21 protein-coding genes are annotated in these 22,145 nt (G+C 37.5%); all 21 read left to right on the top strand.

Annotated elements, in window-relative coordinates:
* Positions 1-195 precede the first annotated feature (195 nt).
* On the top strand, positions 196-2,106 hold the full coding sequence (locus tag AA0017_RS09120) for an LTA synthase family protein (RefSeq protein WP_413381133.1): 1,911 nt from the start codon (positions 196-198) through the stop codon (positions 2,104-2,106).
* 139 nt (positions 2,107-2,245) lie between these two features.
* Positions 2,246-3,031: an ABC transporter ATP-binding protein gene (locus AA0017_RS09115; protein ID WP_413381131.1), complete on the top strand. Its 786-nt coding sequence runs from the start codon at positions 2,246-2,248 to the stop codon at positions 3,029-3,031.
* A 196-nt stretch (positions 3,032-3,227) separates the two neighbouring features.
* Positions 3,228-3,674 (top strand): RrF2 family transcriptional regulator, encoded by a 447-nt coding sequence (locus AA0017_RS09110; RefSeq protein WP_413381129.1) that lies wholly within the window; start codon positions 3,228-3,230, stop codon positions 3,672-3,674.
* Entirely contained in the window at positions 3,658-3,819 is a 162-nt protein-coding gene (locus tag AA0017_RS09105; RefSeq protein WP_413381127.1) for a YezD family protein, read from the top strand. Before AA0017_RS09110 ends, AA0017_RS09105 begins: the two co-directional genes overlap by 17 nt.
* 84 nt (positions 3,820-3,903) lie before the next feature.
* A complete protein-coding gene (locus tag AA0017_RS09100; protein WP_413381125.1) occupies positions 3,904-4,929 on the top strand; it encodes a sulfate ABC transporter substrate-binding protein in 1,026 nt (341 codons plus the stop codon).
* 70 nt (positions 4,930-4,999) lie between these two features.
* Positions 5,000-5,836: a sulfate ABC transporter permease subunit CysT gene (gene cysT, locus AA0017_RS09095; protein WP_413381123.1), complete on the top strand. Its 837-nt coding sequence runs from the start codon at positions 5,000-5,002 to the stop codon at positions 5,834-5,836.
* A 15-nt stretch (positions 5,837-5,851) separates the two neighbouring features.
* The gene (gene cysW / locus AA0017_RS09090) at positions 5,852-6,724 is read left to right on the top strand and encodes a sulfate ABC transporter permease subunit CysW (protein ID WP_413381121.1); all 873 of its coding nucleotides are present in this window, start codon (positions 5,852-5,854) and stop codon (positions 6,722-6,724) included.
* A 2-nt stretch (positions 6,725-6,726) separates the two neighbouring features.
* Positions 6,727-7,806, top strand: coding sequence for a sulfate/molybdate ABC transporter ATP-binding protein (locus AA0017_RS09085; protein WP_413381119.1), 1,080 nt, complete (start codon positions 6,727-6,729; stop codon positions 7,804-7,806).
* A 96-nt stretch (positions 7,807-7,902) separates the two neighbouring features.
* Positions 7,903-8,202 carry a hypothetical protein gene (locus AA0017_RS09080; protein ID WP_413381117.1) on the top strand — a complete coding sequence of 100 codons (300 nt, stop codon included), beginning with the start codon at positions 7,903-7,905 and terminating at the stop codon, positions 8,200-8,202.
* A gap of 140 nt (positions 8,203-8,342) precedes the next feature.
* Positions 8,343-8,630, top strand: coding sequence for a TauD/TfdA dioxygenase family protein (locus AA0017_RS09075; protein WP_413381115.1), 288 nt, complete (start codon positions 8,343-8,345; stop codon positions 8,628-8,630).
* Positions 8,631-8,688: 58 nt separating this feature from the next.
* Positions 8,689-10,050, top strand: a complete 1,362-nt coding sequence (locus AA0017_RS09070) for an LLM class flavin-dependent oxidoreductase (RefSeq protein ID WP_413381113.1) — start codon at positions 8,689-8,691, stop codon at positions 10,048-10,050.
* A 25-nt stretch (positions 10,051-10,075) separates the two neighbouring features.
* Positions 10,076-11,095: an ABC transporter substrate-binding protein gene (locus AA0017_RS09065; RefSeq protein ID WP_413381111.1), complete on the top strand. Its 1,020-nt coding sequence runs from the start codon at positions 10,076-10,078 to the stop codon at positions 11,093-11,095.
* A 13-nt stretch (positions 11,096-11,108) separates the two neighbouring features.
* Entirely contained in the window at positions 11,109-11,924 is an 816-nt protein-coding gene (locus AA0017_RS09060) for an ABC transporter ATP-binding protein (RefSeq protein ID WP_413381109.1), read from the top strand.
* A gap of 18 nt (positions 11,925-11,942) precedes the next feature.
* The gene (locus AA0017_RS09055) at positions 11,943-12,770 is read left to right on the top strand and encodes an ABC transporter permease (RefSeq protein ID WP_413381107.1); all 828 of its coding nucleotides are present in this window, start codon (positions 11,943-11,945) and stop codon (positions 12,768-12,770) included.
* Positions 12,771-12,869: 99 nt separating this feature from the next.
* A complete protein-coding gene (locus AA0017_RS09050; protein ID WP_413381105.1) occupies positions 12,870-13,376 on the top strand; it encodes a hypothetical protein in 507 nt (168 codons plus the stop codon).
* A 103-nt stretch (positions 13,377-13,479) separates the two neighbouring features.
* Entirely contained in the window at positions 13,480-13,998 is a 519-nt protein-coding gene (gene ssuE / locus AA0017_RS09045; protein ID WP_413381103.1) for an NADPH-dependent FMN reductase, read from the top strand.
* A 275-nt stretch (positions 13,999-14,273) separates the two neighbouring features.
* Positions 14,274-15,791, top strand: a complete 1,518-nt coding sequence (locus AA0017_RS09040) for a BCCT family transporter (RefSeq protein ID WP_413381101.1) — start codon at positions 14,274-14,276, stop codon at positions 15,789-15,791.
* Between the two features lie 1,528 nt (positions 15,792-17,319).
* Positions 17,320-18,567, top strand: a complete 1,248-nt coding sequence (locus AA0017_RS09035) for a S1C family serine protease (protein ID WP_413381100.1) — start codon at positions 17,320-17,322, stop codon at positions 18,565-18,567.
* A gap of 17 nt (positions 18,568-18,584) precedes the next feature.
* Complete coding sequence (locus AA0017_RS09030; protein ID WP_413381098.1) at positions 18,585-19,448, top strand: peptidylprolyl isomerase; 864 nt, start codon at positions 18,585-18,587, stop codon at positions 19,446-19,448.
* Between the two features lie 277 nt (positions 19,449-19,725).
* Positions 19,726-20,823 (top strand): branched-chain amino acid aminotransferase, encoded by a 1,098-nt coding sequence (locus tag AA0017_RS09025; RefSeq protein ID WP_413381096.1) that lies wholly within the window; start codon positions 19,726-19,728, stop codon positions 20,821-20,823.
* Between the two features lie 191 nt (positions 20,824-21,014).
* Positions 21,015-22,142 carry a GerAB/ArcD/ProY family transporter gene (locus AA0017_RS09020; RefSeq protein ID WP_413381094.1) on the top strand — a complete coding sequence of 376 codons (1,128 nt, stop codon included), beginning with the start codon at positions 21,015-21,017 and terminating at the stop codon, positions 22,140-22,142.
* Positions 22,143-22,145 lie beyond the last annotated feature (3 nt).

Here is a 22,145-nt window from a genome sequence, read left to right as displayed (position 1 = left end):
TTGTAACAATAATATCTCATGATCTTACACATTATATCTATTGACTTATAATTCCAATCCGCTAAGATAGTAAATGTTCACAAAAAAATGAAATGAGTCAAATGAGAGAAGTTTACCATGGACATCATACAAAAGAGATAGAGATAAAAAAGGTATGATATGTCTGCTAGTAGGGAATTAGGAAGGGGAAAGATTATGGAAAGGATAAAGAATTTATTATATCGACTAAGGTTTTTTGCACTAGCTGTCTTTTTTTTATGGATAAAAACGTACATCATTTATAAGGTTGGATTTGGAATTCCTTCTGATAATCCATTACAAGAGTTTTTGCTATTTATTAATCCATTAAGTTCAGCCATTTTTATATTAGGAATTAGTTTCTTTTTTGCAGCTAAATGGCGAAAAAAAGCTGTTATTATATTAGCGACGATTGCTTCATTCGTTTTATATTTTAATTTATTGTACTACCGCTTTTTTACGGACTATATTACGATTCCTGTTTTATTTCAAACGAGTAATATGGGGGATTTAGGTTCAAGTGTATTTGAACTAATCCATTGGTATGATGCCTTTATTTTTATTGATATGGCGATTTTGATTTACTTAGCCCAAAAACGCAACAGTCCTGCATTACGTCCATTAAAAAGAGAACCATTACTCATTATGTTAGCGGCTGTGGTATTATTTGTAACGAATTTAACGCTTGCTCAAGCAGAGCGACCACAATTATTAACACGTTCGTTTGACCGTGATCTAATTGTTAAAAACATCGGGATCTTTAATTATCATATTTATGATGGGTACCTCCAGTCGCAAACGCGAGCACAACGTGTTTTTGCCGATAGTTCTGATATTATTGAAGTGCAACGACATGTTAAAGCGAAACACGAAGAGCCAGATCCTGAATTATTTGGCATTGCAGAAGGGAAAAATGTCATTGTTATTTCAATGGAATCTCTGCAATCATTTGTGATTAATGAAACCGTAAATGAGGATGAAAATGGTGAGGGTGGAGAGGTTATTACACCATTTTTAAACTCTTTAATCGATGAAAGTATTTACTTTGAAAATTTTTATCATCAAACCGGTCAAGGGAAAACATCTGACTCGGAGTATTTACTAGCAAATTCGATGTATGGTCGTGATAGTGGCTCTGTGTTCTTTACACATGCAGGAAACGCCTTTGATGCTTTACCAAGTAATGTAAGTGAAAATGGCTATTACGCTTCTATTATGCATGCGAATAATAAAAGCTTTTGGAATCGTGATATAATGTATCAATCCCTCGGTTATGACCGTTATTTTGATATAATGAGCTATGATGTTCATGAAGAGAATTCAGTAGGTTGGGGATTAAAAGATGTTGATTTCTTTGAACAATCTATTGACCTATTAAAATCGCAGCCAGAGCCTTATTATACGAAGTTTATTACGTTAACGAATCATTTTCCTTTTGAGTTAGATGAGGAAGATAAGTTTATTGAAGAAGGGGACTATCCTAGCCGAACGTTAAATCGATATTTCCCAACTGTGCGTTATATGGATTATGCTTTGGAATACTTTTTTGAGCGCCTAAAAGAAGAAGGAATGTATGAGGATTCCATTTTTATTATGTACGGTGATCATTACGGTATCTCTGATAATCATAACCGTTCAATGGCAATGTATTTAGATAAAGAAGAAATTACACCTTTTGATTCCGTTCAATTGCAGCGTGTGCCAATGTTTATTCATATTCCTGGGTATGATGGGAATAAGGTGATGGATACCGTCTCAGGACAAATTGATTTAAAACCAACGATTCTTCACCTGTTAGGAATTGAGACAAAGGGTATGTTCCACTTTGGTACAGATTTAACTTCACCAGAGCGTGACTCATTTACGATATTACGTGATGGAAGTTTTATAAGTGATCATTATGTTTTCACAAGAGGTGCTTGTTACGATAAAGAGTCAGAAGAAGAAATAGAGATTGAATTTTGTGAGCCGTTTTTTGAGGATGTAAATCTTGATTTAGGCTATTCTGATAAAATATTGTATGGAGATTTATTAAGATATAAAGATCAGGATCATGAACAAGAAGAAATTATGACACAAAATGACTAACTAGTTAAAAGTAGAAGAGAGGGTTATCCCTCTTTTCTGCTTTTTTTAATGATCTTATATTTATCGTTTTCGTAACTCGCTATTTTTGCTATAATGAAAATATTATATGAATGTTTTGAATATTTTGGAGGAGAATCTGATGAAGGTTGTGCAACTTAAAGAGGTCAGTTTCAGAAGATGGAATAGACTTATTCTAAATAAAATCAATTGGCATGTTCAAAAAGGGGAGCATTGGGTCTTATTAGGATTAAATGGTTCTGGCAAAACGTCATTATTAAAATTGATTACAGGTTATGAATGGGCCTCCGAAGGCGAAATAACGGTCTTAAATGAACGGTTTGGGCAAACGAATATTCACGAATTACGAAAGACCATTGGTTGGGTCAGTTCTTCATTAGATGAGCGTTTTGCTGCGAGAGCGAGTGATACGACATTAGAAGTCGTTTTAAGTGGGAGACACGCCTCTGTTGGGTTCTACGAAGACATGACTGACGCAGATAAGGAAGCTGCGATTCGATTTTTACGTTTACTTAAAATGGAGGCTTACAAAGACTCTGCCTTCCATACACTTTCACAAGGGGAAAAAAGAAGGACAATGATTGCAAGGGCATTGATGTCTGAGCCCCAAATTTTAATTTTAGATGAACCGTGTAATGGATTAGATGTCTACATAAGAGAGCAACTATTAGAGACGATTGAAGGGATTATGGAGTTAGAGGGTGGCCCGACTATTTTATATGTAACTCATCATTTGGAAGAAGTGTTGCCAAGGATAACGAATGCCCTACTCTTACGTTCTGGTCAAATCATTGCTAAGGGTCAAAAAAAGGAGATCTTAACAGAGCCTTACCTAAGTGATTGTTTTCAACTACCTGTAAACATCCAATGGCAAAAAGGACGACCGTGGCTTACGATAAAAAAATAGAATTTTTATTACTTTTTAAAACATACTTGACACATATGATTAATCTGAATAATAATATAAATACAAATTCAATATTTAATGCTGATCGGACAACCGAAGGCCTTAGCTAGAACTAATGATCTCTAGTTAAGGCTATTTTTTTAGAATAAATCCGACTTAACCTGTCGTATTACTTATAATTAAAGAGGTGACTCAAATGAGAGTATCTAGTAAAGGGGAATATTCGTTAAGAGCCTTAATTGTTTTAGCTAAGCATTCTGAAAGAAGATTAAAAGTAAAAGAGATTAGTGAAGAAATATTAGTTCCAACACCATATCTTGAAAAACTTTTAGCTCAATTAAAAACCTTAGATTATATAACGAGTAAAAGAGGCATGGATGGTGGTTTTCAATTAAAAAAAGAAAGTTCTGAGATTTTTATCGGAGATGTGATTCGAAAGCTTGAAGGTCCACTAGCACCGATGGGCTGTGTCAGTGTCACTTCTTATGAAGCTTGTTCACTTGAACCTACTTGTTTATTACAACCGTTATGGGGGCTAGTACGGGACACGGTTGCGGATGTTCTTGATGCGACAACTTTGCAAGATTTACTTGATCAAAATATCCAAATGAAAGGGGAAAGGACAGATGGGTTTTTACGATAAACAAAAGGAAGAGGAGATTAAAAAAGCAATCGAAAAAATTGAATTTGGAACGGTACTCATCACAATTCATGATAATCAAATTACTCAAATTGATGCTACTGAAAAAGTAAGGTTTACTCAACAAAAGAAAAATAAATTTAAATAATAAGTGGAAAGAACATCTAGGACTACCAGTTTGCAAGATATAGTTGGTCGTCCTAACGGGTTCGATTAGGAGGCGGAAGGGCAGATGAAAAGAACGAAACGGTTTGTTTTATTAACGTCATTAGTTTTGACAGGACTTTTAGCGGCGTGTTCTTCAAATGGAGCTAATTCGGGTGATGGAGACAGAGTAGAAATCTTAAATGTTTCCTATGATCCAACAAGAGAGCTTTACCAAGATTTTGATAAACAGTTTGCTGATTATTGGAAGGAAGAAACCGGTCAGACTGTCACCATTAATACGTCACACGGTGGTTCAGGAAGTCAAGCGAGGTCGGTTATTGACGGATTAGAAGCAGATGTGGTGACACTTGCTTTAGCTTATGATATTGATGTTTTACATGAGAATAGAGAATTAATTCCTGCTGATTGGCAAACAAGGTTGGATGATAATTCAACTCCATATACGTCCACGATTGTCTTTTTAGTAAGGAAAGGAAACCCATTGAATATCCAAGATTGGGATGACCTCGTTCAAGATGACGTTTCCGTTATTACTCCTAACCCTAAAACATCAGGTGGAGCAAGGTGGAATTATTTGGCGGCGTGGGGCTATGCACTTGAAGAATATGGGACAGAAGAGGCGGCAGAAGAGTTTGTCACAAAGCTCTTTCAAAATGTGGAAGTGTTAGATTCAGGAGCACGTGGATCAACAACAACTTTTGTGGAACGAAAAATCGGTGATGTTTTCCTTTCATGGGAAAATGAAGCGTACTTAGCGATTAATGAGCTTGGAGAAGATGAATTTGAAATCGTCAATCCATCGATAAGTATTTTAGCAGAACCGCCAGTATCTGTCGTTGATGCAAATGTTGATAAAAAAGGAACAAGAGAAGTAGCTGAGGCGTATTTAGAGTTTTTGTATACGGACATAGGTCAAGAACTAGCAGCTGAGCATTATTATCGTCCAAGAAATGAAGAAATTTTAGCACAATATGATATTTTCCCAGATATTCAATTGTTTACGATTGATGAAGTATTTGGTGGTTGGCAAGCTGCACAAGAAACCCATTTTAATGATGGTGGCATTTTTGACCGAATTTACCAACCATAGAAATGAAAAGGGGGTCACCCCCTTTTCTTCTTAATTAAAGCATACAGCTAGACGGAGAGGTGTAACGATTTTGGCAAGAAAAAGAAAATGGAAACAGTATAGTGTCTTACCAGGGTTTGGACTATCAATGGGTTTTACGATGATGTATGTGACATTGCTTATTTTTATCCCCCTTTCAATGATTTTTCTTAATACAGCCACAATGGGCTGGGGGAGCTTCTGGGCAGTTGTGACGGAACCGAGAGTTGTCGCTTCTTATAAATTAAGTATTGGGGCGGCTTTTGCGGCAGCGTCCATTAATGCCGTATTCGGTTTATTAATCGCATGGGTGCTCGTTCGATATAAATTCCCAGGTAAAAGATTTATTGACGGATTAATTGATTTACCATTTGCGTTACCAACAGCGGTTGCCGGTATCGCTCTGACTACTTTATACGCCTCAACAGGTTGGGTTGGTCAGTATTTAGATATTTTTGGAATTCGTGTTGCTTTTACACCACTTGGCGTTATTGTGGCTTTAACATTTATCGGCTTGCCATTTGTCGTACGAATGGTTCAACCTGTGTTAGAGGGCATTGAAAAAGAAGTAGAGGAAGCTTCAGCAAGCCTTGGAGCTAATCGTTTTCATACGTTTTTTAAAGTGATATTACCTGTAATTTTTCCTGCATTATTATCAGGTTTTGCCTTAGCATTTGCTAGAGCGTTAGGCGAATATGGGTCGGTTGTCTTTATATCGGGAAATATGCCCATGCGAACGGAAATTACGCCATTGTTAATTATGACAAAGCTAGAACAATTTGATTACATTGGAGCAACAGCGATCGCTGCGGTGATGCTTGTCTTCTCGTTTATTATGCTGTTAGTCATTAATTTAATTCAATGGTGGAGTCAAAGAAGATATGCGTAAAAAGGAGTTAACATGATGGCTGGTTTACAAACTCAAACAAATCAACAAACAATTCAAGCAAAGGCGTTAAAAGAGCCAAATTGGGTAAAATGGCTGCTCATTTCTATCGCTCTCGTCTTTCTTATTCTCTTTTTGTTATTACCATTAATTGCGATCTTCTTTAAAGCATTTGAACAAGGAATTGCGACTTATCTAGCAGCGATAACGGAACCAGATGCGATGTCGGCAATTAAATTGACGTTATTAGTAGCGGTTATTGTCGTCCCTTTAAATACGATTTTTGGAGTGGCAGCTGCTTGGCTTATTTCGAAATACCGCTTTCGTGGTAAAAGCTTTTTAGTTACTTTAATTGATTTGCCATTCTCTGTCTCACCTGTCATTGCCGGTTTAGTTTTTATTTTATTATTTAGTGCCCATGGTCTTTTTGGTCCCTTTTTAATGGAGCAAGGTTGGAGAATTATATTTTCTGTGCCAGGTATTATTTTAGCGACATTATTTGTAACAGTTCCATTTGTGGCAAGAGAATTAATTCCTCTCATGCAGGCACAAGGAACTTCTGAAGAGGAAGCATCGGTATCACTAGGGGCAAACGGTTGGAAAACTTTCTTACACGTCACTTTACCGAATATTAAGTGGGGGCTTCTGTATGGAATGATTTTATGTAATGCGAGAGCGATTGGCGAATTTGGAGCTGTTTCGGTCGTATCAGGGAAAATTCGTGGAATGACTAATACGATGCCACTCCATGTGGAAATCCTTTACAATGAATATCAATTTACAGCAGCTTTTGCCGTTGCATCTCTTATGTCATTATTGGCGATTATCACGATTATTATAAAAAATACAATTGAATGGAAAGCGAATCAACAAAAGGCGGTGTCATCGTAGTTATGTCGATTAAAATAGAGAATATCTCAAAAAACTTTGGCTCATTTGCCGCATTAACGGATGTCGATTTAAACATTGAATCGGGGGAATTAGTGGCTCTATTAGGCCCCTCAGGTTCAGGGAAAACATCGTTATTACGGATTATTGCGGGACTTGAACAGCCGGATCAAGGAAATATTTACTTTGGTGAACAGAATATGACGGATGTTGAAGCGATTAAAAGACAAGTCGGTTTTGTCTTTCAGCATTATGCTCTATTTTCTCATATGAGTGTCGCCGAAAATATTTCTTACGGATTACGAGTAAAACCAAGAAAAGAAAGACCTACCAAAAAGGACATTAAAGATAAAGTAAAAGAATTACTTGAATTAGTAAAGCTTGATGGTTTAGAAAACCGCTATCCAAGTCAATTATCTGGAGGTCAAAGGCAAAGAGTTGCGTTAGCAAGGGCACTAGCTGTCCAACCAAAAGTGCTGCTGCTTGATGAGCCATTCGGGGCATTAGATGCGAAAGTACGAAAGGATTTAAGAAGGTGGTTAAGAAAACTTCACGATGAGTTTCATATAACAAGTGTTTTTGTCACTCACGACCAAGAAGAGGCTTTAGATGTTTCAGACCGAGTCGTTGTGATGAATGATGGTCAAATTAAACAAATTGGTACACCTGATGAAGTCTATGAAAATCCAAATAGTCCGTTTGTCTTTGATTTCTTAGGCAATGTCAATATTTTTAAAGGAAGAGTACAAAACGGTATTTTCCAATCATCTGGGGATGAAATTTATCATCGTGATATCGCAGCAACGGTGCAAAATACCAAAAAGGAAACATTTGCTTATACGAGACCCCATCAATTTGATATTCAAACGGTTGAGCAAGGGGAAGGCTATTTACCAGTTTCAATTCAATATATTCATGCAGTAGGTCCAATCGTATTTATTGAGGCGAAGCGAGAACAAGGGGATTTAATTGAAATTGAATTAGAAAAGAGTAAGTTTATTGATTTAGGGATTACACAAGGTCAAGTCGTTTTTGTTAAACCGAAACAAATTAAAGTGTTCACACCAGAGGAATTTTCCATATAATTAAATAAATAAAAAGACTGATCGGATCACCGAAAGCTTTTATTCACAATGAATAGAGGCTTTTTTTCGTAGATAATATTTGAAGGAGGGATTTATGTGAAGTGGGGAAGGTTATTGTTGAAGTTTTTCTTGTTTATCCCCTATTTTATTGCGCCACCGGCCCTTTTGTTTAATGAAGATTTTATGAGAACATATACAAAATATACGAGTTGGAAAGAAATGAATATGGACTATCAAGAGGAAATATCGATTATTTGGCCGCTCGTTCTGCAAGTGGAATCAGAAGCGTGGGAACAATTTGTTCTGAATCAAACCGCTTTTCAATCGTGGGCAGATATGCGAGAAAAAGCGGAACAGTTTTATTTAAGTCATCATCCTTATGGGCCCTTTTATTAAACTGAATGGAGATAAACAACTGCATAACCGACTAGTTTACTAGAGGTCTTAATTTCTTTATTTGAATTATCAAATATGGACATTAGGACCTTATCTTTTTTTAAAGAGATTTCCTAAAAAAATGAAAGGGAGAGTGTGAAATGAGCATTTTAAATGAACAGGAAAACAAAACAAAGGTTGAGGTAAAACAAATTTCAGGAAGAATTGGTGCCGTAGTGTCAGGGATTGAACTTTCAGGTTCGTTGGATGCGGAAACGACTAAAATTGTCCAGGATGCTTTACTAAAACATAAAGTTTTGTTCTTCCGTAATCAAACGCATTTAACAGATTCAGAACAAGAAGCCTTTGCGAGGTTACTTGGAGAGCCAATTTCACACCCTACTGTCCCAGTCAAAGAAGGAACAAAACATATTTTAGAATTAGAATGATCGCTAGAAAAGTCCGGTTAGTCAATTAAAAATAAAAAATTTGGAGGAGTGTTTTCAAATGACGAACCAACGTGAAATGAAATTAGGGGCCTTCTTTATGGTGCCGGGACACCATGTAGCGGCATGGCGTCATCCGAATAGTGAGATAAATAGCTTACAAAAGCTTTCTTTATATAAAAAATTAGCGACAACGGCTGAACGGGGCCTATTCGATATGATCTTTTTTGCCGATGGATACGCATTAAATGAGCAGCTTGATACGGCTGTATCTCAATCGGTAGCTGTCAGACCAGATCCGCTAGTTTTACTATCGGCTTTAGCGGCTGTAACAGAAAAAATCGGTTTAACGGCAACTGTATCGACCACATTTAATGAACCTTTTCATGTCGCGAGGAAATTCGCTTCACTGGACCATATAAGTGGGGGGAGAGCAGCTTGGAATGTTGTCACTTCCTCACGTCTTGCTGAGGCACGTAACTTTAATCAAGAGGAACATTTGCAGCACGCTCTTCGGTATGAACGAGCGGAAGAATTTGTTGAAGTGGCCAAAAAATTATGGGATAGCTGGGAAGATGATGCCTTGATTTTAAATAAAGAACGTGCTGAATTTGCAGCACCGTCCAAAGTGCATGCGATATATCATAAGGGGACTCATTTCTCTGTTCAAGGACCTTTAAATGTGTCTAGGCCGGTTCAAGGTCATCCTGTCGTCGTGCAAGCTGGTTCTTCTGAAGCCGGGAAAGAATTAGCAGCGAAAACAGCTGAAGTTATTTTTACAGCTTGGCAAACACTTGAGGAGGCACAAAGTTTTTATCGTGATATCAAACAACGTCTGACCAAATACGGTCGTTCCGCCAATCAATTAAAAATTATGCCAGGTGTCTTCCCGATTATTGGCAAGACAGAAAAAGAAGCTCGGGAGAAACAACAATATTTACGTGAGTTGATTCCAGAGAAAGTAGGAGTCGGTTTATTATCCGCCTTAATTAATGTCGATTTATCTCCATATCCGGTTGATGGTCCTCTCCCTTCCTTGCCTGAAGTAACGGAAATAAACGGAGCGCAAAGCAGATTCCAGCTCATAAAAGATTTAGCGGAGCGTGAGCATTTAACGATTAAACAATTATATGGTCGGATTGCAGGAGCGAGAGGACATCGTGAAATATTTGGTACAGCCTCACAGATTGCTGATCAAATGCAAGAATGGTTTGAGAACGGGGCAGCAGATGGCTTTAATGTCATGCCACCTTTTTTACCAGATGGATTAGATGACTTTGTTGATCAAGTCATTCCTGAATTACAAGAACGAGGTTTATTTAGAACGAAATATACAGGCTCGACTTTACGAGAGCATCTAGAGTTAGAGCGTCCGATTTCCCAATATACAAAGACGGAAGTAAAAAAGGAAAACGTACAGTAATTTGTCGAATGGAGGGGGAGCGTAAATGGAATTAGTCCGATTTAGATGGGTGCTTGTACTTGCTGTTTTAAGTTTATTTTTGGTTGCATGCCAAGAAACATCAACGGGTGCTACGAGTGATGACGGTGAGTTAGAAGTTGAGACTCTTAAATATTTAGGAGGAGCAGGGACGGTGAGTTATTGGGAGTTAGCTGAAGATTTAGGCTATTTAGAGCCACTTACATTAGAATGGGTCGGGAATACAACAAGTGGACCTGAGAACATTCAAGCGACTGTAACAGGAAGTATTGATTTTGGTGGTGCTTTTAATGGGGCGATTGTTAAATTAGTGGAAGCGGGTGCCCCGATTACCTCAGTGATCGGTTATTACGGAGTCGATGATGAAACGTGGACGGGATATTTTGTTTTAGATGATAGTCTAATCCAAGAAGCGAAGGATTTAATCGGAAAAAAGATTGGAGTGAATACATTAGGAGCCCATCATGAATTTGCGATTGTCGAATATTTACGTCAGGAAGGATTAACAGAAGAGGAGATTGAGCAAGTTTCGTTAGTTGTGATTCCCCCCGTTAATGGAGAGCAGTCCTTGCGCTCAGGACAATTAGATGTCGCAACCCTTTCAGGGATTTTACAAGATGTTGCTTTAGAGCGTGGTGGGGTTAGACCTTTATTTACAGACCGAGATTTATTCGGAAACTTTACAGCAGGCAGCCTCGTTTTCCGAGATGACTTTATTCGAGATAATCCGAATACGGTGAAAAAATTTGTGGAAGGAATGGCTCAAGCGATTGAATGGGCACGAGAAACCCCTGTTGAAGAAGTAAGGGAAAGAATGGTTTCCATTATTGAAAAACGAGACCGAAATGAAGATACAAATTTAGTTCAATATTGGAAAAGTGTTGGTATCGAAGGGGCTGGAGGACAAATTTTAGAACCTGAATTTCAAGTTTGGATTGAGTGGCTAGAGCAAGATGGTTTTTTAAATAAAGGAGATATTGAAGCGAAAGAGATTTATACAAATGAGTTTAATCCATATGGAGAATAAAGAGGGGATGAAAATGAGCAAAATTCAAGTTGTGAATATTAATAAGCAGTTTTTAACAAAACAAAGAAAACAAGTTGATCATAAGCCGTTTCAGGCGATAACCGATGTATCTTTAGATATTAAAGCGGGTGAGTTTCTTGTAATTGTTGGTCCGAGTGGTTGTGGCAAATCCACCTTATTAGATTTACTAGCAGGCTTAACTTTACCGACAAGTGGTACGATTACACTCGACGGTAAAGAAATAACTGGTCCATCGTTAAATCGAGGCATTGTCTTTCAACAATATGCCCTCTTTCCGTGGTTAACGACTTTAGGAAATGTCACATTTGGATTAGAAGAAAAAGGCTATTCAAAGCCAGAACGGATTAAAAAAGCAAAAGAATATATAAAGCTTGTTGGATTAGAAGGTTTTGAAAGTCGTTACCCACATGAATTGTCCGGTGGTATGAAACAAAGAGTGGCAATTGCAAGAAGCCTTGCTTATGAACCAGACGTGTTAATGATGGATGAACCATTTGCAGCACTAGATGCCCAAACGCGAGAAACGTTACAAGAAGAATTGTTGAGAATTTGGAAAAAAACGAAAAAGACGATCGTGTTTATTACACATGGTATTGATGAGGCAGTCTTTTTAGGGGAAAGAGTGGCGGTAATGACTTCACGCCCTGGGCAAATCAAAGAAATTGTAGAGATTGATTTACATGCTTTACAATCTGAAAGTGATATTCGCTCCTTGCCTGAATTTGGTGTTTATCGCCACCGGTTATGGACGCTGTTACAAGATGAAGTGAGTAAGGCACAAAGACAAGAAAAGATAAACATCTCTTAAGAAGAAAGGAAGAATAAAATGGCTCGCACGGACACGGTTATTCGTTTACGAAAAAATCAAACGATCCGATTGAAACCACTAAATGGTTTGTATCAATCGGGAAAAACGATAGTTTCAAAATCAATTGTGATAGTCCTCTTTCTCGCCTTGTGGGAAGTCATCCCGAGGTTAGGGCTAGTAGAAGTCGCGTTCTTTCCTCCCATTTCAGTAGTATTGAGTGGGTTATGGGAGCTAATGACAACTGGTCTGTTAACTACCCATTTGGTCGCCAGTTTAACACGTTCAGTCGTTGGATTTACACTTGCTCTAATTGTTGCTATTCCAATCGGTTTATTGATTGGCTGGTTTAAACCAATTTCGGATTTATTTAATCCGATTTTAGAGGCGTTTCGAAATACAGCGGCACTCGCGATTCTCCCTGTCTTTATTTTATTACTCGGAATCGGCGAAGCGTCAAAAGTGGCCGTTGTTTTATATGCTTGCTTTTTTCCGATTTTGTTAAGTACGATAAGCTCTGTACGAAATGTTGATCCTTTATTTATTAAATCGGCACGCTCTATGGCATTGAGTCCTTTTCGGTTGTTTATAAAAGTGATTTTGCCAGCTGCAATTCCGACTATTTTTGTAGGGATCCGATTAGCGGCAGCGGGTTCTATTCTCGTCTTAATGGCCGCCGAAATGATAGGAGCAAAAGCTGGCCTAGGTTATTTAATTATTAATTCACAGCATAGTTTCCAAATCCCATACATGTATGCTGGAATTATTACGATTTCGGTCATTGGTATGCTTGTCAACTATTCACTCTTACGTTTAGAAAAACGATTAACACCTTGGAAAGTAGATTAAATAAGTGTATAGGGATTGCTATTCACCACTTTTATTGATATAATTCTTATTAAACAAGTAGGAATATTAAGAATTAATAAGAAGTGTGGGGATGAGACGATGTCATATCAAATAACGATTATTGAAGTACCCACTAAGGAGCCTTCATTAGATTGTATTCATACAGCATTAAAAAGCCAATTAGATAAATTCGGCGATATTATTTCTACCGTATCTGTTGAAGATTTTTTGAACATTAGAAAAGAAACGAAAGCATTACAAGCTATTGACAAAGCCAATTTAGTTGTTCTTTTATTTGAGGCTAAAGAAGGACCTTATAAAGAAATGAAGGCTTTTTTAAATGAACTTGATAAAAGTATTTTTAAAGGAAAAATGATTTTACCGGCCATAATTGGGGGGACGAGAGTCCATGCTTCGGTAATTGAATTTAGCCTTAAACCTGTTCTTACTAGTTTAGCTACTACTGAATTAATACCAACGATTTATGTCATGGATGAAACGAAAAAATCTCCTTATCCATGTGAACGAAAAGAGTCAGAGCATGAAATAAAAGAATATCTATTTTCGATTTTAAAAAAACATATCCCAATCACCTATTATATTTAAAGGCATAAAATAAATGAAATAATTCGACCGACTGGATGACCAGAGGCATAGTTGTTAAATAACAGCTGTGCCTCTTTTTCAAGAGGAAAAGGAGGAAGATTAAATGCTCCATATCGTTATCATTTCGGGCAGTCCATATAAATCGTCTCGTTTAAATGGGTTAATCACATATGCACAACAGTTTTATGCTCGTAAAGGCGTTAAAGCGGAAGTTTTGCATGTGACAGATATCCCAGCAGAGGCTCTTATTCAAGCTCAATTCAATCATGAAAAAGTAAAAGAATTTAATAAAAAAGTCGATAAAGCGGATTTAGTCATTGTCGCCTCGCAAGTATATAAAGCCTCATTTACTGGAGTACTAAAGACGTATTTAGATTTATTGCCGCAAGATGGCCTAAAAGACAAATCTGTATTGCCCTTTGTTATTGGGGGAAGCTTAGCTCATTTATTAATGGTGGATTATAGTTTAAAACCCGTTTTATCTGCTTTAGGGGCTAAATGGATTGCCAAAGGTTTATATACCGTTGAAAGCGATGTAAATTGGGATGATAGTAAGGAATTAGTCCTAACCAAACAAGCGAAAGAGAGAATCGATCGAACACTAGCTGAGTTTATCAAGTGATTATAAGGTCGAAATATATGGCAGTAATCAGGTTTAAGAGTTCATTTCAATTGAATGAAAACCGTGGTTACGGACAAAATAAACACGCAAATTAAAAATGAGCGTGTCGGTCCTAAACGAATGGTTTTTAGTTTATTGCGGGCTAGAAATAACATGGATGTTATGTTATGTTATAAAAACACGTCGTTTGAATCGGCGTGTTTTTCCTGTTTTTGGGGAGCTATGTCTCCTAAAAAGGGATATTTTCAAAGTTATTGAAGGGAAAGGAACTTTACATGAAAAATAAGTCACTTGTATTTTATTTATCTGTTTCTTTATTAATGATCATTGTTTTGTTTGGAATTTTTGCTCCAAAACTTTTAGAAGAATGGACCGGTCAATTAACGGCTTTTATATCGTCATCCTTTGGGTGGTATTATTTAATTTTAGTGACGGTTATTGCACTTGTATGTCTCTATTTTTTAATAAGTCCAGTTGGAATGATAAAATTAGGGAAGCAAGAGGATAAACCTCAATTTAATCGGCCAACATGGTTTGCTCTTTTATTTAGTGCAGGTATGGGAATTGGTCTTGTGTTTTGGGGAACGGCTGAACCATTAAGTCATTATGCGGTTAGCTCGCCGACTGGTCAAGAAGGGGCAACGCAAGGAATGCGAGATGCATTGCGATTTACGTTCTTTCATTGGGGCATTCACGCTTGGGCTATTTATGGTTTAGTTGCATTAGTTATTGCCTATTTTACATTTAGAAGAGGTGAGAAAGCGTTAATAAGTGCAAGTTTGAGACCATTATTAGGTAAAAGAGTGGACGGTGGATGGGGAGTAGCGATCGATGTTATTGCCGTATTTGCTACAGTTATCGGTGTTGCGACAACTTTAGGATTTGGAGTTTCCCAAGTCAATGGAGGAATGAGTTATTTATTTGGCTTGCCATTAAATTTTTGGATTCAATTAGCTATTTTAGTTGTGGTTACGGTCTTGTTTATGATTTCCGCTTTAACAGGTATTGAAAAAGGGATACGTATTTTAAGTAATTTGAATATGATCTTAGCTTTAATTTTATTGTTATTTGTCTTTATCTTTGGACCGACTGTTGCGATTCTTAATCTATATACGGATACATTAGGTGGTTATATTCAAAACTTTTTCCAAATGAGTTTTCGAATCGCTCCTTTTAATACAGAAGCAAGAGAATGGATTGATGGGTGGACGATCTTTTATTGGGCATGGTGGATTTCATGGGCTCCTTTTGTTGGGATTTTTATCGCACGTGTTTCCCGAGGTCGCTCCATTCGAGAATTTGTTTTTGGAGTTTTATTTTTACCTTCTTTAGTAGGGTTTTTCTGGTTTGCTACATTTGGTGGTACGGCTATGATGTATGAGCATACTGGCGTGGCGATGCTTTCCAATTTAGCGACAGAAGAAAGCTTATTCGGTGTTTTAGCGAATTTTCCACTTTCCTTAATCATGTCCTTGTTAGCCCTTGTTTTGATTGCGATCTTCTTAATCACTTCAGCTGATTCTGGTACATATGTGTTAGGTATGATGACGACCAATGGTTCACAAACGCCAAGTACAAAAATTAAATTAACATGGGGAATTATGGTTGCAGCTATTGCTTTAGTTTTGCTTTATTCTGGCGGATTGCCCGCTTTACAAAATACGATGATTTCTGCTGCCCTTCCATTCTCGCTTATTATGTTATTAATGACGATTAGTTTATTAAAAGCCCTTCATAAAGAAGCAAAAGAACTTGGCCTTGGACGAATCAAAAAACAACCGAAAATGAAATAATAACGGAAAATAGTAAATAAGAGAGCCTCATTTTGTTATAACGACAAAATGAGGTTTTTTGGTGTTGATTATGAGGGGAAACGACTTTAAAAAGTTGCTTTTCAAAGTGATTTGGCCGTGGTTGGTGTGTGAAAAAGCAAGAGGAAGCCCGCCCAAGAAGACTATGGCCATGGAAAAAGGCCTGTGTTCAACTTTAATGAAAAAGAATTCTAGTTAACTAAGTTATTAACTCAACTTTCGCATCGAGAAAATCCGTTCAATTAGTTGGCCGAGCAAAAGGGAAGCTCTTAAACAAATGCCCTTGACACGTTTGAAAAGCGAGAACGCACTATCACACCAAACGGATAAACTGCGCATTAAGAAAAAAATAATAGGCCCTCCGGCGGTCGCTACCAAACAGACACCAGACATGGGAGTGATTTATGATCTACTTGTTTCATGCCCTCCGGCGATCGCTCCCAAACAGACACTCCGCGTCCTGCCGGAACCTCATGAGCCTCCTCAGCGTTTCACGCTTGCGGGGTCTCATTGGACGGTTTATTCCGGCGGGAGTCTCCGTGTCTGTTTGTCCGCTAGATCATGGAATCGAATCTAGGTTCGGTTTTCTCATTGAATAAAAAAACAGTCATGACTTCAAAGGACATTAGCTTGAGAATGATTTTTTCTCCTTCAATGATTAATTCCGTTACAGTTGTAAACAAATCAGTGTTGATGCTCTGTACGTTAGCTAGATGATGGAGCTTGTTTCGATTTGAATCATATCTTTTCATGACGGCAGACTTAGGAAAAAAATAGGTGGCAACTCCCTATTTAGTTCCATAACCAACAAAGTGAAAAAGAAGGTTCTTCTGCGTTAGAAATAGCTGATTGAGAATGGCCCTATCATCAAGCATCTCCCCTACACTTAGCGGACAAAACCATACGGAGACTCCCGCGGGAATAAACCGTGGAGCGAGACCCCGCAAGGCTTGCCGAGGAGGCTCGCCAGGTTCCCGCAGGACGCGGAGTATGGTTTTGGTAGCGACAGCCGGAGGAGCCTCATTTTAGTGAACAGTTTCCTTCAACAGTCTACGAAGAGATGTGTTCAGACTGTCAACGATTGAACCGTTCATGTAAAGTTAATTTGATTATTGTATCGCCCTAAAATCAATCTCTATCAACGGTTAAGAGTCAATCATACTCTGTGAAAGTTGAGTTATTTATTAAAGTGCTAATTAAAGCTTTAAACAAAACGGAGTCTGTGTAATACCCGGTTCACCCTCAGAACGCGTAGGGTATGGAGCTGGCGGAGTATAGTTAACTCATGTAACCCTATTTTAACGAGTAGACCGTTTTTAGTGGCCCCAGAGATTTGGTCGGGCTAATTATGTAAAAAACAACAGCCTCTGTCCAATAGAGTTACAATGTCTCGACTGTATCCACTTCCCACAATTTTTGATAACTGTCGCCACTTTTGACATCTAACTGACTTATTCCTGTTTTACAGTAGTATCAAAGCTTAGACAATAAAGTTGTAGGTGGTGAGTGTATGGAGACTGAACAAGAACAAGTTTCTAAAAAGGAAAGTAGAGCAAATAATAAAAAGAAAGGACGTTCTTTTATTAAGACGGTAAGTGCGGGTGTACTTGGCTCGGCGATTACATTAATGGTTATACCTCAAACAGGCTATTATGAAAATATCGTCGCCAATCAAATGTCACTTGCTCTTAATGAAGAAGTAACTGTAAATGAACAGTCGAGTAATGAAGAGAATTCACTTCCTGTGCAAAATATATCGACAGGAACGGCGGATTTAATGGATATGATTGAAGAGGCATCAGAGTCTATAGTAGGAGTTGTTAATCTACAAAGTCAGCAAGGTTATGGAGGTTTTTTTCAAAATCAGCAAGGAAATGAACAAGAAGCCGTTGAAGCAGGGACAGGATCAGGTGTCATTTTCAAAAAAGAAGGCGATAAAGCTTTTGTGATTACCAACCATCATGTCATCGAAGGAGCCGACGAAATAGAAGTATCGTTGCCATCAGGTGATTCAGTTCAAGCCCAAGTAGTTGGCTCAGATGCTTTGACAGATATAGCTGTCTTAGCCATTGATTCACAATCCGTTGATTCTGTCATAACGTTTGGTGATTCAGATGCACTTCGCCCTGGGGAGCAAGTACTGGCGATTGGAAACCCTCTTGGCCTTGATTTATCCAGAACCGTTACTCAAGGTATTATTTCAGCGGTCAATCGTACCATTCCAGTCACAACATCAGTAGGAGAATGGGATTTAGATGTTCTTCAAACGGATGCCGCTATTAATCCAGGAAATAGTGGTGGTGCTTTAATTAATACCAGGGGAGAAGTGATTGGGATTAATAGTTTAAAAATCGCTCAAAATGGGATTGAAGGTCTTGGTTTTGCGATTCCAAGTAATGATTTGATTCCTTTAGTGGAAGAAATTATTGAAAAAGGAGAAATTAGTCGACCTTATTTAGGCGTAGGGTTAGCGAATTTAAATGAGATTCCTCAAGGGTACTTAGGAGAGCTACCAGAAGAATTGACAGAGGGTGTAGTCATTACAACAGTTGAGCCGCAGTCAGCCGCTGAGCGAGCGGGTTTACGTACTGGTGATATTGTCACCTCTATTGATGAGAAAGAAGTAAAAAATGCCAATGATTTACGAAAAGTTTTATATCGAGATCTTGAGCTTGGTCAAAATGTTGAAATTAGCCTTTATCGAAATGGAGAGCTAATCAAAGTAAATTTAACATTAACAGCCAATACATCCTTATAAGAAAGTAGGAATGATAAATGAAAAAAACGATAGTGATAATTAGTAGTGCCATTGTTTTAGTTGGAGCCATTGCGTTAGGGGTATACGTATCCAATTCAACAAATGTGCTAGCAACAGTAAACGGTGAAAAGATAGAACAAAATCAAGTTGAACAATTGGTGATGGCACAACATGGGGCCACAGCTTTAGAAACATTAATTACCGATAAAATGATTGAATTAGAGGCAAAAGAGCAAGGAATCACTGTGTCTGAAGATGAAATGGCAGCTGAAATGGAAAATTATTATGAGATGTACAACGGAGAAGAGGCTTTTGGGGCCATGCTTAGTCAAAATGGAATGAGCATTGAAGAGTTAGAAAAGGATGTACATTATTACCTGTTAACCAAAAAGTTAATGAGTCCAATTATAGAAGTGACAGAAGAAGAGAGAGAAACGTATTTTGAAGAAAATAATGAACAATTTAATCAAGAAGAACAAGTTGAAGCAAGTCATATTTTAGTAGAAGATGAAAACACAGCTAATGAAGTGAAAGAAAAACTAGCAGAAGGAGAAGATTTTTCAACGCTAGCCGCTGAATATTCAACAGATGAAGCTAGTAAAGAAGAGGGGGGTCAATTAGGTTACTTTTCAAAAGGTGAGATGGTCGAACCCTTTGAAGAAGCTGCTTTTGAACTAGAGGTGGATCAAATTAGTGAACCGGTTGAATCGGAACATGGTTTTCATATTATAAAAGTAACCGGGAAAAATGAAGCTAAAGAAGCCATATTCGAAGAGCATCAAGATGAGATTGAAGATATACTTTTTAATGAAAAGTTCCAAGCAGAGTATGGACCATGGGTTAATTTATTAAGAGAACAATATAACATTGATTATAATTAAAGTGCGGGGCTGCTTGAGTCAAATCAAGTAGTCTTTCTTTATGTGGAACTAAATAAACTATAACAAAGAAAATAAAAAAATTTTAGAATGAATTTCAGAAAAAACCAAAAAGATTGAAACGCTTTCTTTCTTGTAGTAACAATATTCTTACGGTTTTCTTTGACAATTTAGCAGTAATATGTCTTTCGTTTTGAGTGTAACGTGAAACATTTTTATTCTTGAAATCTTCAGAATGAACTTTTAAAATGTGATTAGTGGTCAAAAGGAGATGAAGAAATTGAGTGGAGAGAAATTACAAATCATCCGTACAATGCATCCAAAGGAAAAGCCAGATGTGAACAAAGTGAAATTCGGTTCTGTTTTTACTGATCATATGTTTAAAATGAACTATACAGTTAATAAAGGTTGGCATGATCCAAAAATCATTCCTTATCAGCCTGTCACATTGGATCCAGCAGCGATGATTTTTCATTATGGACAAACCGTTTTTGAAGGGTTAAAAGCATATCGCACCGAGGATGATCAGATCTTACTTTTTAGGCCTGACCAAAACTTCCAACGCTTAAATCAATCAAGTGAGCGTCTTAGCATTCCGCATGTTGATGAAGAAGAAGTATTATATTATTTAAAACAGCTCATTGCTTTAGAAAAAGAATGGGTTCCAAAAGGGGAAGGCACATCTCTTTATATTCGTCCGTTTATTATTGCGACTGAGAACAATTTAAGTGTGCATCCTTCAGCCTGTTATACATTTATGATCATCTTATCACCTGTAGCAGCTTATTATCCAGAAGGTATTAATCCTGTCCGAATTTATGTGGAAGAAAACTTCACACGTGCTGTAAAAGGAGGAACAGGAACAGCGAAAACAGCTGGCAATTATTCCGCTGCTTATAATGCCCAAAACGCGGCGACAAAACAAGGTTTTTCTCAAGTGCTTTGGTTAGATGGTGTTGAGAAAAAATACATTGAAGAAGTTGGCAGTATGAATGTTTTCTTTAAAATTAACGGAGAGATTGTCACCCCAGCTCTAAACGGAAGTATTTTAGAAGGGATTACCCGTAAATCAATGATTGAATTATTACAATCATGGGATATGCCGGTTATTGAAAAGAGAATTTCTATGGATGAGCTGTTAGAAGCATACAATCAAGGTTTATTGGAAGAAGCGTTTGGTACTGGAACAGCGGCTGTCATTTCACCAATCGGAGAACTCATTTGGCGTGACCAAAAAATGAAAATTAACGGTGGGGAAACTGGGAATGTATCCAAACGATTATATGATACGTTAACAGGCATTCAAACCGGTAAAAAAGCAGATTCTTTTAATTGGACGATCCAAGTGAATTCATTAGATGAAACAGTTTCCAATTAAATTATCATATGAAAAAGAAGGGGCTGTCCCAAAGATCATGAAAATGACCTTTGAGGGTTCAGCCCCTTTTTTTTGTGCTGCAATTGGTATTGTGATGAGTGGTTTAAGTTTCTATGCTAGTTGAGATTGAATAGGATAAATTTGGTTGGTTACACTACCGTTAAAATGAGTGAAATTTTGGAGGGGATAGGTTGTACAAAATTTCGAGCTATGAATTATTTTGGGTATTAACGCTTATGTCAATCGGCATGACGGTCTTAATCACAATTCAACCTGCCATTCAATATGCAGGAAACTACGCATGGCTCTCCGTCTTGATCGCTGGCGTTGCGGCTACTCTAATTACCTATCAAGCAACCTTATTAGCAAGAGCTTATCAAGGGAAAACATTTGTTCAACTTTGTGAGTCGCTTCTTGGAAAATGGTTAGCAAAACTCGTCATTCTAAATTATTTAATTATGTGGACGAGTGTGACGGCGATTATTTTGCGAATGGCTAGTGAATTAATTTATGAATATATTTTGTATAAAACGCCACTCATTGTCATTATTTCTTGTTTAAGCGTGTTAATTTTTTATGGCGTGCATCTTGGCATTGAAGTACTTTCCCGTAGTGCGACGATATTTGGGCCGCTTGTTTTATTAAGTATCATTGTCACAATCGTTTTTAATATTCAAAATGTCGAGGTGGCTCATGTACAGCCCAGCTTTGTAAACATTCAAATAAAGCCTTTATTAGAAGGGGCTTTAACACCTGTTGCGTTATTAGGGGAGTCTGTGATTATTATTGCCTTAACCGCTTTTATAAAAGATATTAAAATGAGCCAAGGAGCATTTATGGGAGCCATTATCATTACAGCTCTTGGATTAACACTTGTTACTTTTATGGTTGTTGCCGTTTTAGGGGTTCCATTTGCGGTTAATCAAATTTTTCCTTATTTTACGATGGTTCGAAAAATCTCTCTTTTTAATATTTTACAAAGGTTAGATGCTTTGGCGATCGTTGTTTGGTTGATGAGTGTTTATTTTAAAATGACCTTGTATACGTATTGTTTTAGTCATGTGATGAAGGATGCCTTTCGTCTAAAAAATCGTTCTCTGATCGCTTTCTTTTTTGTCCTCGTTGTAACGATTTTATCGCTCATTCCGAACAATTACCTTACAGATGAATATTTGTATCGAACCACTTATTGGATACGATATGCTCTTCCCGTTAACATGGTAGGCATTCCCTTTCTCTTGTTAATGATTCACTGGATTAAATCAAGAATGAATGGTTCAAGGCAAAAACAACAAGACCAAGAGACGGTTTCTTCATAGAAC

Origin of the sequence: Alkalihalobacillus phoenicis, from assembly GCF_047302405.1 — a bacterium.
Classification (GTDB): Bacteria; Bacillota; Bacilli; order Bacillales; family Bacillaceae_D; genus Alkalihalobacillus.
Note: the sequence above shows the minus strand (reverse complement) of the source record. Positions and strands in the feature narration are given on the sequence as shown.

Excerpts from the sequence above, each read along its gene's own strand:
- AA0017_RS09120 (WP_413381133.1), top strand. The coding sequence starts at position 196 with ATGGAAAGGATAAAGAATTTATTATATCGACTAAGGTTTTTTGCACTA.
- AA0017_RS09115 (WP_413381131.1), top strand. The coding sequence starts at position 2,246 with ATGAAGGTTGTGCAACTTAAAGAGGTCAGTTTCAGAAGATGGAATAGA.
- AA0017_RS09110 (WP_413381129.1), top strand. The coding sequence starts at position 3,228 with ATGAGAGTATCTAGTAAAGGGGAATATTCGTTAAGAGCCTTAATTGTT.
- AA0017_RS09105 (WP_413381127.1), top strand. The coding sequence starts at position 3,658 with ATGGGTTTTTACGATAAACAAAAGGAAGAGGAGATTAAAAAAGCAATC.
- AA0017_RS09100 (WP_413381125.1), top strand. The coding sequence starts at position 3,904 with ATGAAAAGAACGAAACGGTTTGTTTTATTAACGTCATTAGTTTTGACA.
- cysW (WP_413381121.1), top strand. The coding sequence starts at position 5,852 with ATGGCTGGTTTACAAACTCAAACAAATCAACAAACAATTCAAGCAAAG.
- AA0017_RS09085 (WP_413381119.1), top strand. The coding sequence starts at position 6,727 with ATGTCGATTAAAATAGAGAATATCTCAAAAAACTTTGGCTCATTTGCC.
- AA0017_RS09075 (WP_413381115.1), top strand. The coding sequence starts at position 8,343 with ATGAGCATTTTAAATGAACAGGAAAACAAAACAAAGGTTGAGGTAAAA.
- AA0017_RS09070 (WP_413381113.1), top strand. The coding sequence starts at position 8,689 with ATGACGAACCAACGTGAAATGAAATTAGGGGCCTTCTTTATGGTGCCG.
- AA0017_RS09065 (WP_413381111.1), top strand. The coding sequence starts at position 10,076 with ATGGAATTAGTCCGATTTAGATGGGTGCTTGTACTTGCTGTTTTAAGT.
- AA0017_RS09060 (WP_413381109.1), top strand. The coding sequence starts at position 11,109 with ATGAGCAAAATTCAAGTTGTGAATATTAATAAGCAGTTTTTAACAAAA.
- AA0017_RS09055 (WP_413381107.1), top strand. The coding sequence starts at position 11,943 with ATGGCTCGCACGGACACGGTTATTCGTTTACGAAAAAATCAAACGATC.
- AA0017_RS09050 (WP_413381105.1), top strand. The coding sequence starts at position 12,870 with ATGTCATATCAAATAACGATTATTGAAGTACCCACTAAGGAGCCTTCA.
- ssuE (WP_413381103.1), top strand. The coding sequence starts at position 13,480 with ATGCTCCATATCGTTATCATTTCGGGCAGTCCATATAAATCGTCTCGT.
- AA0017_RS09040 (WP_413381101.1), top strand. The coding sequence starts at position 14,274 with ATGAAAAATAAGTCACTTGTATTTTATTTATCTGTTTCTTTATTAATG.
- AA0017_RS09035 (WP_413381100.1), top strand. The coding sequence starts at position 17,320 with ATGGAGACTGAACAAGAACAAGTTTCTAAAAAGGAAAGTAGAGCAAAT.
- AA0017_RS09030 (WP_413381098.1), top strand. The coding sequence starts at position 18,585 with ATGAAAAAAACGATAGTGATAATTAGTAGTGCCATTGTTTTAGTTGGA.